Raw genomic sequence first — 14,947 nt, forward strand, 5'->3', positions numbered from 1 at the left:
TAATCCATTAATAATAAAACTTGAAAGCGACTTGTCTACGGATGAGTCGTTTTTTGTGTGGATAGGGTTCGCCCTACTTATGATACGGTTCATCGCACTATCTGTAACGGCAAGTTATAAGGCCATCCCTTTCGGGATGGCCCTTCCTGTAAACGTGGTTACTCGAGTACTCTGTCATTTTTAATTGAATTTCTTTTAATTAGTAGTTTCTAGTAATCTGGAAACAATTGCTGCAAACTCTGCTCTAGTAATATCTTTTTCAGGCTTAAATGTACTGTCTGCGTATCCTGTAATAATATTATTGGATGCGAGTGCATCAATGGAATCATAATACCATGCATTTCTTGTAACATCTTTGAATGATGTGTTTCCAGTACCTGTTAGCTTAAAGGCTCGAGTGATTAGTGCCGCTAATTCACCACGACTAATCTTCTCATCTGGACGGAAGCTTCCGTCACTATATCCGTTCATCAAGCCTGATCCGGCAGCTGCACCGATAAACTTATTCGCCCAATGAGTTGGAGATACATCTATAAAGTTACTTTCTTGTCCTTCAAGTCCCATGTAAGTTGCAATTACTTTAATTGCTTCGGCACGAGTCAAACCTGAATTTGGGCGAAATGTTCCATCGGAATAACCGGTCAATAATCCCTTAGCAATTAGTGCGTCAATGCTTGCTTTTGCCCAATGATTCATTGTATCTACAAAACTAACAACTTTCGGCTTATCTGCTGGTGTTATTGTTTCTGCAGGTGCCGGTGTTTCTATAGGCGTTGTTATTGCTGGAGGTGTCACTGTACCTCCTCCAGTATTTGGATGGGTTGGTCCATTATCTGTGTTTGGATCAGGATTAGTAGAGTTTGAAACGTATTGAAGTGCTGGAGCAAATGTTGTAAGTAGTCTAGCTTGACTTTGTTGCTCAAGAGCGTAGCTCATGCCTAAAACTTTTGCATCGTCCCATGCTCTACCAACCAGTTGCATAGAGATAGAATATCCGCTGTCATTCGTTCCTACAGGAACAACTACCGTAGGTAGACCCATAGTAGAGGTTAATACGCCTGTGTTACGGTCTGAACTTAATTGAGAAGCTGCTGCGTCATTGTTATATACGTCGCTAATAAAACCTGCATAAACAACAGCATCAACACCATTCGCGTCCATCCAGCCTTTGATAACTTCCTTATAGTCAGTTCTATACTTAATGTAATCTTGTACAGCCTGTTCAGTCATACGAGTTGGGGTACTATATCCTCTTTGATTATAGATAAGCACTTTATCTGAAGCTAGTACACTTGCTCCATCAATATAAGGGAAGTCCTTATGAAGCTCAATATAACGTGCCCAACCTTCAGTAGATCCATTAATACCTGAAGGACGACTAGGGCCTGATGGTACAGCTGACATTTCAACCATTGTCGCCCCCGCTGCTTGAAGCTCTGAGAACTTATCCATCACTGCCTGTCCAGTATCATCATCAGCATATGCAGATACAAAGGATGCAGGAATGTATCCAATTTTCTTTCCCTTCAATGCATTAGCATCCAGAGATTCCTTCCAATCCACTGGACGCTTATGATCTGCATCAGCAGTGACTGTGAAAATATCCTGTGGGTCCGTACCCGTTGTAGCATTCAATATAATGGCTAGGTCAGTTACTGTTTTGGCAATGGGACCTGCATAATCTTGTCCCCAAGTGAGTGGCAGTACACCTGTAGTACTTGCCATACCGTCTGTACCCCGGAAGCTTTTTAAGCTAGCGCCTGTAGTTGGTGCATATAGAGATACCCCTGTTTGCGATCCCATTGCTGCTGCTGCAAAATCAGCTGCAACAGATACTGCAGACCCGCCGCTTGAGCCAAAAGATGTTTTCGATGGATAGAGTGCATTCCATGTTTGCTGCCAGCCGCTTTCACTAAAGCTTCCGCTGTTAGCAAACTCAGAAGTGTTTACTTTACCAATAATTACAGCTCCAGCTTCCCGCAGTTTTTTCACTTGGAATGCATCAGAATCAGGCTGCCAGCCTTCAAGAGCTTTACTGCCACCGGTAGTAGGCATATCCTTTGTATCATAAATATCTTTTATCGCAATTGGAATACCCAATAAATCACCTTTTACACCTTGTGCACGGGCATCGTCAGCAGCTTTTGCTTGGTTAAGCGCAGTTTCAGATACATGCAGGAATGCATGGAATCCCAATTGTCCCTCATCGTATACCTTGATTCTATCTAAATAGGCTTGAGTAATTTGTACAGAAGTAGTTTTGCCATTAATCATATCCTGCTGCATTTCTGCAATGGATTTATTCTTAACATCATACGGCGATGAAGTTACTAATTCTTTAGGTGCAGGAGCAGTTGGAATAACCAGATGATCTCCAGTATCAAGTCCCTCTATAGCAGATATATCCCAGTTGCTAATTGACCGAATTTGTGCGTTTGTTAATCCTGTTACATCCAGCAGACTATTAAGTCCATCTAGCATAGCAACCAGATTTTTCAACCCTTCTTCACCAGCTTCTCCAACTTGCACATAATTTACTAGGGATTTCGATTCGCCCGGCCCAATATTTAGTGAATTAATGAACCCATAGAAATTCGCTTCATTTCCATGCTCAGCTAAGGGTATTGTGAATGGATCCTGTTGCTGATTACCTAGACCGGTTAATCCATTATCAAACGGCTTTGGAGATCCCACTGCAACGCCTAGCGGCTTATTGTTTTTGGCGCTACTATCTACAACAATCCATGAATCATCTGTAGTTACCTTTAGATCGCCTGAATAGGTTGCCTTAACTACTGAAGCATTTGTTGTTGTACCATATCCTAAAGAGCCACCGAATGATACATCAACTTTTATTGCCACATCATTTTTATTAGTGATAGTATCAAAGAATCTCGTTCGATTATGAATAGTATCCACATACACCTCACGTGTTACAGTTACATTTCCTAGATTTACAGATTGAGCCGAAGTAAACTTATTAACGCCGTCATATTTCAAGTCAAACCCACGCATCATTTGACCATTCATCAGTGGAGCTGAAGGCGAGGACACTTTAACAAAGATATTGCCGAAACCTTGTACTTGTGTAGCACCAACTGTACGTAAACTTCCTGTGTCTAAGCTAGGAGCAAAGACATCGTGAATCTCCCATACTGTGCCACTTTCTGAAGTAACTCTAGTTAAAGCGTCAGCTGTTTGGAACGGAATTACACTCGTAGCAATAACAGATAACACAATTGAAGTAGCTATAAATTGCTTTTTACTCCAATTTTTTTTTGCTGGTGAATATTCAGATCGGGTGGAACCAGAATGCTCTCTTTTAGTTTCACGTAGACGTTTGAACTTATTCATGTGCGTAATCTCCTTTTCCTGTATGTATTTTATTATTTAATGTTAGGAAATATAACACTAGTATTTGTTTCAGTCAATGAATATTATGAATTTAATATATTTTAAGTTTGTAAAAAGAAAAAAATAGCTTTTTTAATTATATAATGTAATGTATATGTAAACTATTGCGTTAAATATATTACATTTTATGATAGCTTTTGGAGAATCCATAGGATATTGAGTATCATCATCCAGCTGCATCACCAAAAACCTTGAATTTTACTTAACTTTATGTGAATTTGACGAAATGAAAAAGAAAAGGAATAGCTAAAAATTAACGGAGAATATTATGTTTTTCATTTCATGAAAGTGGAAGATTGAAGATTCTATATCGGAGCATGGCATAAGGCAGAATCACTGATGATTCCAGATGCATAGCCGCAAGATCACTAATGGGCATCCTGAAAAGAGTAAAGTATCTGCTGGGAAAGAAGCCATAAGAATAGCCAGGTAGTGTATCTGGAATAAGTGAGATTTCATTGTGGAAACCCTTTAGCGGGTGGTAACGTTATAAGGCAGATGAGGATGCAAAGGAACAAGGCTTTGAAATTATTGTGTTTTATATGGGACTAGCAGATGTTCGGCTAAATATTGAATGTATTGCTCTACGTGTGAAAAACGGTGGCTATCATATTGAAACCGAGGATATTGTTAGACGCAATTTAACAAGTATGAATATTCTGATATCTCACTTAGAGTTGATTGATCAAGTAAAGCGTTATTTAAATGGATTACCAGGATGTACACAAGAAATCAATCGGAAACTACAAATTAAATATAATATGCAAAAGGAAACCAATTCGAATCAGAATCGATCGTAATTGGTTTATTTTTTTGACCTCACATCGTTGTCCATAACCTTAAGAAATCGATAATACTGTGGAAGACATGGAGGATTTGATCTCCATCGGCACTATCTGTCAAATTAAAGCTATTGAGAGCTATCGTCCAAACAAAGGAAGCAAACTAGCCACATTTGCAGCACGTTGTATTGAAAACGAGATCCTAATGTCATTAGTGTTACAAAAATTATAATAAGGAAGTCACACGGTATATGCTGGCTTTTCATTTGGCTTATTTTAAAATCCATCATTTTGAGTAATTATATACTATTTAAACGTAAGAAGAGCAACCGGGTTTTAACCGATTGCTTTTTCGATGATTTTCATAAAAGAAGGTAAACCGCCCCATTGGGGGAGATTGAAGAAAGCATTTCTATTGGGTCCTAGGCCCCTACAAGAAACTGCTCCCTTGTAGATCATAAATAACAAAACGAAGACGTCCAAGAGAAGGTTTGCGGTTTGGTGAAGGATCTCTCGGTCCAATTCCCATTGTATCCGGGATAGTTACTGAGAAGGTTTGACGATTGAATACAATATAAGATTTGCCCGAACCAGTTATGAAGATTGGTTCTTTTTTTGCGAACAAACCAAACGAATGTTCCGTGACAGACCACAGACTTCTACCTGTGATAAAATAGGTTGGGTCTAAAGATTCATTAAAGAGTATAGGCTTATATTCTTGTATGTTATTATACTATATTGATGATGTTAATGATTTGAAATACTGGAGGACGAATGGTTTGAACGAATTGGAACTCGTAGATCAATTAATCCATTATTGTAGGCTGACTTCTGCAGCATCGAACTACTTCCAGTCCGATATTCGCTGGCTGGAGGAGAGGAAAGTTTTTTGGAGCAGGTCGCACATTCAACTAGGCTTGATCGGCGTAACCAGCAGCGGCAAATCTACCTTCATCAACGCCTTATTAGGCAAAGCGCTGCTGCCTGCCGCTGTGAGACCGAGCTCGGGCATTCTAATTACCTGTGTGCGTGGAGACCAAGAGAAAGCGATAGTCCACTTTGAGGGGAAGCCATCGCAGCGGCTGACAGGGAAACGGCTAACGATGGACTTGGAAGGGTACGCCGATGAGAAATTTAACCCCGAGAACCGAAAGCTGGTGTCCTCGATCGAGCTTCAATCGCCTCATTTTGCTATAGACAGCTCCATTAAGATTATCGACAGCCCGGGCCTCGAAGCCTACGGATTGGAGCGGCATGAGGCGCTGACCATGGAGACGCTGCTTCCTCATGTCGACGGCTGCTTGTACATGACAACCTTAAAGACCAACTCCGATGAATCCACCTATAAGATTGTCAAATCGATTCACGAGCATAGCAAGCCCCTCATCATTATTCAGAATATGCTGGACTCGGTCGTGTCCAAGAAGGGCGTTCGGGGGGAAACTCTGAAGCGAGCTGAAGATGTGGCGGATGATCTTCGACAGCGGGTTCAGCGAATCGTCAGCAAAGTCAGTCCGAGTCTGGCTAATCAAGTGCAGATCGTTCAGGTATCGGCGAGGCAAGCCTTGGACGGTAAGGTGCAGAAGAAGGAATCGCTGTATAAGCAATCCCGTTTTGATACACTGATCCGCTCCGTACAGGAGCAGGTTGATGTGTTAAAGCCCGTGTTCCGTGCGAACCGTCTTCGCCAGATCAAGCATCATTTCGATGAGCTATTCCAGATGGAAGGCATGAACTCCGGAGCCTCGAATGGAACAGGAACGAAAGCAGACAATCAATTCGATTCTATGTTCCAAGAAATTCAAGCGGATAAAGCTCAGGAAGCTGCTCTGAATGACAAGTACTATCAGACCATGAGCAAGATGCAGCAAATGATCAAAGAAATAGCAGCTATGTATAGCACCACCATCAATGAAATCGAGCAACTGGATAAGAAGAATGTGAGTCAAGCGCAGCGGGTTCTGGATCAGCTCAGGGGCCAGACCGAGGCTTGTGAGCGCAGCATCATTGAAGCCATGCGCCAGCTGGATCGATTGCTGATCGAACGCTGCCGTAAGCTGAACTTGAATCTTGACGATTACAAGTCGGAAATGTTGCCTGTTAAGAAGCGAGAGAATGCCTTCAAACTGAAGAAACGGTTCACGCAGGAGCGCAGGCGGGAGAAGTCGGATGAGTTTCTAGGCGGAGCGAAGCGGTGGTTCGGCAGTCTCTTTGATACGAACTGGGGGTATGTCTACCGTATCTATGACGTTGAAATTATTGACTTCGATGCCTTACGCGAGCACTTAATGAATCATCTTCGACTCGTGACCGAACCTCTGCAGCACTTCACGAAGACCAGTGAAACCCGGGTTCTGCAGTTTCTTACTTTGTTCGAAGAGGAGCTGCAGCGCCGAGAAGATGATCTGATCGCAAAGAAGAATGCGGTGACGGAAAGAAAAGATATCGATCAGATCTTGATGTTAATCTATCAAGCGTTGAAGCAGTCCGGGCTGTCGGAGACTCTTGAGAACGTTCGATCCGATTCTAATGCGACGAAGAGGGCTGCGCGCCGTCCGAAGAGTCCCTCGTCCGCATCGTTTAATAACCGCTCAGAAGCCGAAAGATCCTTTATCGAAGTGAAGCCGTCGGTGCTGTCTCTTTTCTATTTGAGCGAGTTTATTGTAAAGTCTTATTTCGCCACGATCTTCTCCTTCGTACAAGTTCAGAATGCGGAGCGTATGAAGTTCGACACGACAGTCATATGGGGTTGGGACAATCAAGCCGTTACGGACTTCTGTCATCGATTCCTGCATCCGCATGTATCGGATAAGGATTTGGAAGGGTTCTCCAAGTCGGGCTGGATCTTCAAGTCCATTGCCGGGCACAAATATGTGATGGTGAATGAAGTAGAATTAGACCCGACTCTACAGAAGCAGCTAGAGCAGACGATGAATCATAGTCCATATAACGTATACCTTCTCGTCAACTCGATGCAGCAAGGCGCCGCCATACGCCAAGTGAAAGAGAGCCTGCTCCTTAGCTACACAAGATCAGACCGAGCGATCGTGAACTGGGTCAGTCAATCGTTCAGAGAGTTCATCCATGCAAAGAACACGGAGGAAGGGATTCGCAGTCTGATGGACATATCCAATCATTTTGCCCAGCCACGGGGTACCTATCTCATTAACGAGTTCAATCCGATCTATTCCTTGTTCTTGACGGAGGTTGCGGGTTTATCCAAAGTCACGCTTCCGGATGTGATGAAGATCAGCCAGAAGCTGAAGAGCATTTGCCCTCAGCTGGCCGGTCATGAGGAATTGGAAGTATGCGCAAGTTTAGCTAGACCTTACATTCGATAGAGGAGTGGGACTATGAAAAAATCCAAATCCATCATGATTGAAGTGGATGAAGTTACTAAATCGATCATGCATTCCGTCCAACAGGAAATGTACGAAGGGACTCGCAGCGCATTAGTGGAGTTGAAAGATGACTTGCTCAGCGCGGTCGCTTCGGTGAACAAGCTGCAGAAGGTTACGGAAAGCACCGTACAACTGCAAGTTGCGGCTGTACAGGATCAAATGTCCGAGCTGAGAAGCGAGCTGAACGTCCTCCAGCGGAAAATGAGTTCCAGCGCCAGCGGGGCGGACGAGCAAATCAAGCAGCTTCATGAGGCTATGGAGCATACCAATAAGAGCATGCTCGACGGAATTCAGCGGCTGGGTCAGCAGATTGAGGGCTGCTTCGTGCAGCTGGACGAGCGAATGAACCAGCTGGAAGCGCGCCTGGAGCGGCTAGAACCGCCACAAACACTCCCTGCGAAGAGGGGAAACCGATAAGCAATGAGTCATCTCGAATTGGAACAAATCGTACAGAACCCTGATTTTATACGTATGGCGGATTCGTATATTCCTTACATTACCAAGGAAGGTCCGGTTTCCTATAAAACCGTCCTGGCCGACAAACTGCGGAATATTACGCAATCGGAATTTCTGGTTCCCGTCTTAGGAATTCAAGGGACGGGCAAGAGTAGCCTGCTGAATGCGCTCTTAATGGAAGACCTGGTGCTGCCGGTCGATGCGGATGAAACCACCTGTATTCCGGTTGAAATTCGGTATAGTACGGAGCTTGACGGACAGGTGCACGTGATTTTCGAAAACGGACGGAAGACCGAGGTTTTCACCGATAAGAGCCGGTTAGAGCAGTACGTCCATAACCAGCACAATCTGGGCAATGAGAAGCTGGTATCTCACATTGTCATTTATAAGAACGACGATTTGCTGAAAAATAATGTGGTGCTCGTAGACCTGCCTGGTGTCGGAAGTATGACGGCGCGGAACGTGGAAACGACGATGAAATATATCGATCGGCTGAACGCGGCGATGTTCCTTCTTCGCACGGTGCCTCCGATTACCAAGCCTGAGCGAATTTTCTTGACTCATGCTTGGCCGAAGCTAACGACGGCCTGGTTTATTCAGAACCAATGGAACGACGAGAGCAAGCAGGAAGTGCAAGAAGGCATGGAGCTTAATCTGAAAATACTTAGCGACATCGCGGCTCAATATCAAACCTCTGCCCCTAAGAACGTACACGTTATTAATGTCTATCAGGGCCTTAACGGACGGCTGCAGAAGGATTGGAACGCCTATGAGAAATCCGGCATGAAGCAGTTCCGGAGCCTGCTGGAGGAGATAGCCGGTTCCTGGCGAACGCTGCTGTCCAGTGGTCTAGTGATGCATCTGAAAGAGCTGTCAGCCGGAATCCGTCACCAGATCGACGCCCGGAAACGAGAGCTCTCCATGACCAGTGAGGAGCTGAAGAAGCTTTTCCAGGAACAGGAAGCACGGTTCGAGCAGATGTACCGCAGCAACAGTATGAAGATTTCACAAATTCAAGGCAAGCTGTCCGACTATAAGATTGGATTGATGGATTATGCGGCAGAAGCCAGCAAGGTACATAGCGAGAATTTGCGGAGCGAAATGCGCCGCATCATCGGCTCCGGCGTCGTAGACGGTGAGCTGCTGGATTCCGCATACCGGGATACACGGGATTCCATTATGATCGATGCGCTCGAGGAGCTGTCGCTCAAGCTGTTCGAGATGCAGAAGGAAATGACCATATGGATGGACAGCTTAGAGATAAGAGATTTGAACGGCGAGTACGACAAGTCCGGGAATTTCAATAAAGAGGAAGCGCTTAAATTTGAGAAGGCACTTCCGTATGGGTTCGGTATTGCCGGGGGGATTGGCGGCATCGCTGCCGGGGGTTGGGTTGGCACGAAGGTTGGAGCACTCGTAGGAACGAGCCTCGGTCCAGCCGGGACCATTATCGGTGGAGCGGCCGGTTTTGTCGTAGGCGCTGGCATCGCTTTCGTATCCTCTTGGCTCGGAGGCAAAGCAAAGGGGCTTATTAATGAGGAGCGGCAGAAGGCCACTATGCGCGACATCGAGGAGCCGATTCGCCAGTTCCGTCAAATGCTGAATGCCAAGATTGAAGATAGTGCAAATGGGAGTATACAATACCTGACTCAAGCGTTATCCGCCTTTAAGCAAACACAGTTCGAGCAATTGCAAAATGAGAAAGCCGAACACGAAGAGGTGATGCGGCTGCGAAGACAGGGCAGGGATGAAGCTGTGAATCTGCTTGCAAAGGATGAAGCCCTCATCAAATCCATCGAAGGGAGACTGGCATGATGACTAGTACAACGATGCAGAAGACGATGGATCAGCTCTACTCACTGACTGAGACTGTTGGAGATCCCACGATGATCGCGCTCGCACGTTTTTTGAACGAGAGAATTGCGAAGCCGGAGAGCTTCGTTGTTATGCTGGGGGAGACGAGCAGTGGGAAAACGACAATAATCAATGGACTGCTCGGCAGCGAATGGATTAAGACAGGTGCTGCTCCCACAACCGGAACGATCATCGAGGTAATGGATGATACACAGAGGGAGCAAGAGGTTGAATTCTACGCGGTGAATCGTGACGCCACGCTCGAAGAGCTCTCGTATCCGATGTTCCAGCAGCTCGCCGCCCGCCCGGATCCGGAGCTGCAGCGGCTTAGGTTAGTGACCCGTAAACTCCCAAGGCAATTAACCAACCTGCGTCTGTTCGATACGCCGGGATATGGCAGTATTGTCGAGCAGCACGAGGAGCTGCTGAAGGAATTCGTTCCGAACAGCGATATTCTTATCTATGTTGTCTCCTACCGCGTAGGCTTTAAGGAAAACGATCATCATTTTATGCAATATATTAGCGAGTTGATCAACAAGGATACGGAGGTTGTTCTTGTAATCAACCGTGCCCCACAGGGGGTTGCTTCCGCCGATAAGCGGGTAGAGGAAATTAAAGGCTACGCTGAGGATTGCCTTCATAGAAAGCTATCACCCTTCATTGTACATAGCTTAGTGACGGAAGATGGGCCGAGACTTCCAGAAGCCCCTGCGCTGTGGGATCATGTTCGTCGGCTGCTTGAAGCCGATCACCGTCAGGCGAACCTATTGAGAGCGTTCAAGGTTTATCAGAGAGGTCTGCTCCTGGACCTTAAGCAGCTGGCGGAGAAGGAGCTGATTCAAGCTCAAGTGACGGAAAGCGATATCACATCCCTCCAGGAAGCACTGGATGAGCTGTTCACCGTTGAACAGCAAATTAACGAGATGATGGAAACCGAGTTCAGCAAGCTCGATGGCACATTGGGTAAGTGGTTTGAGCATGCGAAGAAAGAAACGGCAAAGAGGTTAGAGACGGAAATTCGAGCCACGAACAAATGGGTCAGTAAGGACGAGTGTGTCGGCTTCGTTCAAGCCCATCTGTTGCCACTGCATATTAAGAATGAGACGAAAATGATTGCCGGCCATATTCAAGATACACTGGAACGGCTGGATCAACAGATCCAATCAATGCTTAATACAGCGGTGACACGCTTCGAAACGCAAGTGGAGATGAAAGCTTCGATCTATACGCCGCTGCTGATCAATCTGAGCAATCGGGTTGCACAGAAGGCGGCGGGGGCCGGCCTGCAGGCTTTTTTCAGACAGTTCGGCGGGGCAGGCGGCGCCGGAGCGGGTGTAGCCAACGCAGCGAAGGTAGGCTTGAAGAAGCTGGGCAATGTATTTGGCAAAACCTTTTCCAGGGAAACTCATAATGCCTTGGCTCAGCTATTGAAACGGATCGGAGCTACCTCCACAAGAGCAATTGCTTCGGCTGCTGCGGTTATTGTGGAAGGATTGTTTTATCTCTTCGACTCGTTAACCTGGCAGAATGATCTCTTGAAGATGACCCATAAGGCGCTAGAGCAATGGCAGCAGGATACGCTGAAGCTCGTCCGCCAAGATCTCTCCGAGCTGAAAGCACTGAATGATTCCAATCTTGAGCAGTATTTTACGGAGTATAAGGAAGCTTGCCGATTCGAAGAACCGACAGAGTCTCACCGCTCCTATGATCCGAAGGAAGTAATAGCCCAAATAGATGAGCTGCTCAGACAGCTTCAAATCGAGGAGGAATCCGCTCATGACTGATCAACGTCATTTATTGCCCAAATCCACTAGAAGAAGACGCGAGCCTGAGGTGGTGTACGAAGTGGTTCCTAATGGCGTGGTGCCCGAAGACACCTTCAAGCGAGATGTGACTATGAAAGCGATGGATTCGCTCCCGGAGCTGCTGAAGCTCGCGCAAACCTTCGTTGACATGAAGAGGGATCAAGCTAACGTCCAGGGCCAAATCGATCATCTGCGGGAGCAAGGGGATTACTTGCAGAAGCAGGCGGTTGCGTTCGTTAAGATGGAAATTGCGCGCAGAGACTCTCGGCGGACCGAATATGAGGGAGTGGAGCAGCTTCTGAAGGACTTGTACCAGCATCTCAGTCACGGCGGCGCCAGCAGCGAAGTTCAGAAGGAGATCATCCGGCTGGTAGACCACTCCATTCAAGAGCTGATCAAGCGAGATCAGTTGCAGCCGACTGAGCGTGAGAGCAATGAATGAGATGGCGCGCGGAGCCGTTCATGATCTCCTAGAGCTACTTAGGAATCTCAAGCTGCAGGAAGCCCGTGAAGTGTTGAAGCAGGAACGCGAAAAATTGAATCGCCGTGAAGTTACTTCGCTGCGCGAAACGGTCAATGAGATAGTTCGGAGTATCATCGTATTAGATGCACAGATCAACAAGATTACTATAAGTTATAATGATATCTCCCGCCACTGCCCTGAGGACTTGATCTCCGGTATCTCGGAGTATATTGAAGAGCTGAAGCGGGAGAAGGTCAGGCTGGAGATCGCGAAGCACTCTGCTGTCAGGCGTAGGTAATCGATGAGAGGGGCTGTTCCCAAAAGTCTTTTTAGCTATGACCAACTTATCGTCAACGTGAAAAAATGCTTTCATCCTGAGCTCAAACATCTTGTTTGCCGTTATTAAATTCAATTTTATGGTATAGACGGCAAGCCAAACTCCATACGGACTTGAATTGCTGGCTACAACCGATTGGATTATTAAGCATCATCCGGATGCTAGGATCGATATAAAACGTGCATTTGACCATTTTAGATCATGGAACGAACGCAAAAAGAAAGTGTTTAAAGTGTCTTATATTGAGATGGCGTGGCGACATATAACTGCAATAAATTGATTCTAATCAACGATACGAATGCCCTGTCCAATTAACTTGGAAGGGCATTTGTTTTTCAATCCTAGGGCAAAATCAAACATGCGTCATTGCGAATATGCCTTAGTAATCAAACCCTTCGCAAAATTGAGAAAGATAATGTAATGTAGTTTTGGGGTCACGATGTCTTAGTTGTTTTTGAATTATAGGAATATCAATACCTCTCTGCTGCATTAGATATGCCATTGTATACCTTAACCAATGGCAGGTAATTGGCCGAATTCCTGCTTCTTTGCTGATTTTTAATAAAATCTTGTTTAGTCCAATTTTAGTAAGTTTCTTATTTCTTGCGAAAAAAACATATTCATTCCCTGTCATCTGCCACTCTTCATGGAATGAACGAGTCACAAAGGATTTAAGCTCTTCACATAATTTTTGACTTACTGTGACTGTATTCGCCTTGGTTTTTGTACCGCGTTCAACATAAATAATTTGCCTTTCGAAATCGATCTGTGAAATGGTTAACTCCCTCAATTCGCTATTTCGCAGGCCTGTATTAAGAAGCAATAGCACTATTAGGTAATACTGCCTGTAAAAAGGATCCAACTTTAAAGCTGCCTCGAGAAGTAATGAACATTCCTCTTCAGATAGAGACTTATCCCGGTATTTAACTTTATGATAGGGATTCTTGTAATACACAACTGGATTGCGTGTAATCATTTTTAAGCTTTTAAGAATTTTAAAAAAGTTTTTTAGCGCTGAAACATTTGAGGAAAGGACACTATTCGTGTAACCTTTATTCTTCAAACAATCAAAATATGAATCAATAAATTTTTGGTTTATCGGTGAATATTGATCTGTATCCTTATAATGAAAAAATTTATCAAAATCGAGAACACCTGTAAATCCTTCATTTAATAAAAATGCTTCGAATTTTTGCAACTCATACATGTAGTTCTCTTTTGATTTAGCTCTAAGGTTGCAATGGTTTTCCCACAATTGATAATAATGAGAATCAAGCAAAACTCTCATTTGAATCCCCCTTATTCAATCCATTAGCGAAAGGATGTTTTTCAACGGCTTTTTTAAGCTGATCTTCAAAAAGTTTTAAATATATTGTCGTCGTCTCGATACTTTCGTGTCCAAGTAATTTAGATAAGGTATAAATGTCAATTCCAGATTCTAGACCATACACCGCATAGCAATGCCTAAAAGTATGTACCGAGTATTGGGACTTCATATTTTTAGGTATTGAGGTCGCCATTTTTATTAAATTTTTTACAATATATTGTATAGTTCTAGCACTCATCGCACTAATACCCCCGTCAGTAGAGAATACATGCAATCCATCCAACTGTTCTTCTGTAAAAGTTGCAATCTGAGCTTGGAACGTAAATCTAATGTAATTTCTTAGTATGCTCAAACCTAATAAATTTATTGTGCGTCGCGTTTTTGCCCCTTTTCTTCCTTTCCCGACTACATGAATAATTTGGCGCTCTGTATCAATATCACCAATTTTCAACTGCAGAAGTTCATTCAATCGAATACCGGAACTAAGGAAAGTCATAATTATTGTAAAGTTTCTGAACCCGTTTCCTTTAGCAGCTGCCAAGTGTACAACTTCACGAAGCTGGTCAACTTTTAATGCTTTTGGAATATCACTTTCATCAGTTTTTAATTCAAGTAATGGTTTTATATCTTCAATTTTTTCGTTGAAGAAATGCTTTAAGGTAGTACGAAAAAATGTTCGTAAGAATGACGCCTTTTTTGCTCTTGTATATGAGCGCGGCTCATATTTGTCAAGATATGCTAAGATATTCTTTGGTTCTGCTAATTGCCTCAATGTTGCGGTTGAGGTTGGGGTTGGCATTGAAAACTTAATAAACTGGGAAAGTTCAGATTTATAGGTAGTTCTAGTACTTGGGCTTAAACTATTAAAACGCGGACATTTTATAAAATATTCTTCTACTTCTTTTCCAGAAATATCTTCAATATTATTCTGCGTCTTAGTTGGGTCAACACTTAACCCAAGTTCTCCGAGAATTTCCTGTAATTCGTCAACTCCATATGTAGCTACAAGTTGTTGAATATTATTTCGAAGATTTTGCATCGGTGATGTGGGAAACTCGATAGGCATAATTAGAAAACTCCTTTTTGCTTTATTTTCGTCGCTTGTATT

10 protein-coding genes and 1 pseudogene are annotated in these 14,947 nt (G+C 44.2%); 8 read left to right on the forward strand and 3 right to left on the reverse strand.

Going from position 1 to position 14,947, the window contains the following annotated elements:
* Positions 1-195: 195 nt before the first annotated feature.
* Complete coding sequence (locus NSQ66_RS06880; RefSeq protein ID WP_081388055.1) at positions 196-3,354, reverse strand: amidase family protein; 3,159 nt, start codon at positions 3,352-3,354, stop codon at positions 196-198.
* A 602-nt stretch (positions 3,355-3,956) separates the two neighbouring features.
* Here NSQ66_RS06880 and NSQ66_RS06885 point away from each other — a divergent pair.
* The 8 genes and pseudogenes from NSQ66_RS06885 to NSQ66_RS06920 all read left to right on the forward strand — a co-directional run bounded on the left by NSQ66_RS06885 (position 3,957) and on the right by NSQ66_RS06920 (position 12,473).
* Positions 3,957-4,214 carry a hypothetical protein gene (locus NSQ66_RS06885; protein WP_076287131.1) on the forward strand — a complete coding sequence of 86 codons (258 nt, stop codon included), beginning with the start codon at positions 3,957-3,959 and terminating at the stop codon, positions 4,212-4,214.
* Positions 4,215-4,257: 43 nt separating this feature from the next.
* Positions 4,258-4,404: pseudogene (locus NSQ66_RS06890) on the forward strand (sigma factor); the annotation flags it as partial.
* Between the two features lie 571 nt (positions 4,405-4,975).
* Positions 4,976-7,537 carry a dynamin family protein gene (locus NSQ66_RS06895; protein WP_076141129.1) on the forward strand — a complete coding sequence of 854 codons (2,562 nt, stop codon included), beginning with the start codon at positions 4,976-4,978 and terminating at the stop codon, positions 7,535-7,537.
* Positions 7,538-7,549: 12 nt separating this feature from the next.
* Positions 7,550-8,014: a hypothetical protein gene (locus tag NSQ66_RS06900; protein WP_076141130.1), complete on the forward strand. Its 465-nt coding sequence runs from the start codon at positions 7,550-7,552 to the stop codon at positions 8,012-8,014.
* 3 nt (positions 8,015-8,017) lie between these two features.
* Positions 8,018-9,868 carry a dynamin family protein gene (locus NSQ66_RS06905; protein WP_076141131.1) on the forward strand — a complete coding sequence of 617 codons (1,851 nt, stop codon included), beginning with the start codon at positions 8,018-8,020 and terminating at the stop codon, positions 9,866-9,868.
* The gene (locus NSQ66_RS06910) at positions 9,865-11,691 is read left to right on the forward strand and encodes a dynamin family protein (RefSeq protein ID WP_081388053.1); all 1,827 of its coding nucleotides are present in this window, start codon (positions 9,865-9,867) and stop codon (positions 11,689-11,691) included. The genes NSQ66_RS06905 and NSQ66_RS06910 overlap by 4 nt, the downstream gene beginning before the upstream one ends.
* Positions 11,684-12,154, forward strand: a complete 471-nt coding sequence (locus NSQ66_RS06915; protein ID WP_076141133.1) for a hypothetical protein — start codon at positions 11,684-11,686, stop codon at positions 12,152-12,154. Before NSQ66_RS06910 ends, NSQ66_RS06915 begins: the two co-directional genes overlap by 8 nt.
* Entirely contained in the window at positions 12,138-12,473 is a 336-nt protein-coding gene (locus tag NSQ66_RS06920) for a hypothetical protein (RefSeq protein ID WP_141118465.1), read from the forward strand. The genes NSQ66_RS06915 and NSQ66_RS06920 overlap by 17 nt, the downstream gene beginning before the upstream one ends.
* A gap of 418 nt (positions 12,474-12,891) precedes the next feature.
* On the opposite strand, the gene NSQ66_RS06925 is transcribed toward NSQ66_RS06920, so the two are convergent.
* Together NSQ66_RS06925 and NSQ66_RS06930 are read right to left on the reverse strand one after the other, a co-directional pair.
* Positions 12,892-13,800 (reverse strand): site-specific integrase, encoded by a 909-nt coding sequence (locus NSQ66_RS06925; RefSeq protein ID WP_076141135.1) that lies wholly within the window; start codon positions 13,798-13,800, stop codon positions 12,892-12,894.
* Positions 13,784-14,905 (reverse strand): tyrosine-type recombinase/integrase, encoded by a 1,122-nt coding sequence (locus NSQ66_RS06930; protein ID WP_076141136.1) that lies wholly within the window; start codon positions 14,903-14,905, stop codon positions 13,784-13,786. Before NSQ66_RS06930 ends, NSQ66_RS06925 begins: the two co-directional genes overlap by 17 nt.
* Positions 14,906-14,947: the final 42 nt, after the last annotated feature.

The sequence above is a fragment of the Paenibacillus sp. FSL H3-0329 genome (assembly GCF_037963285.1).
Lineage (GTDB): Bacteria > Bacillota > Bacilli > Paenibacillales > Paenibacillaceae > Paenibacillus_AQ > Paenibacillus_AQ odorifer.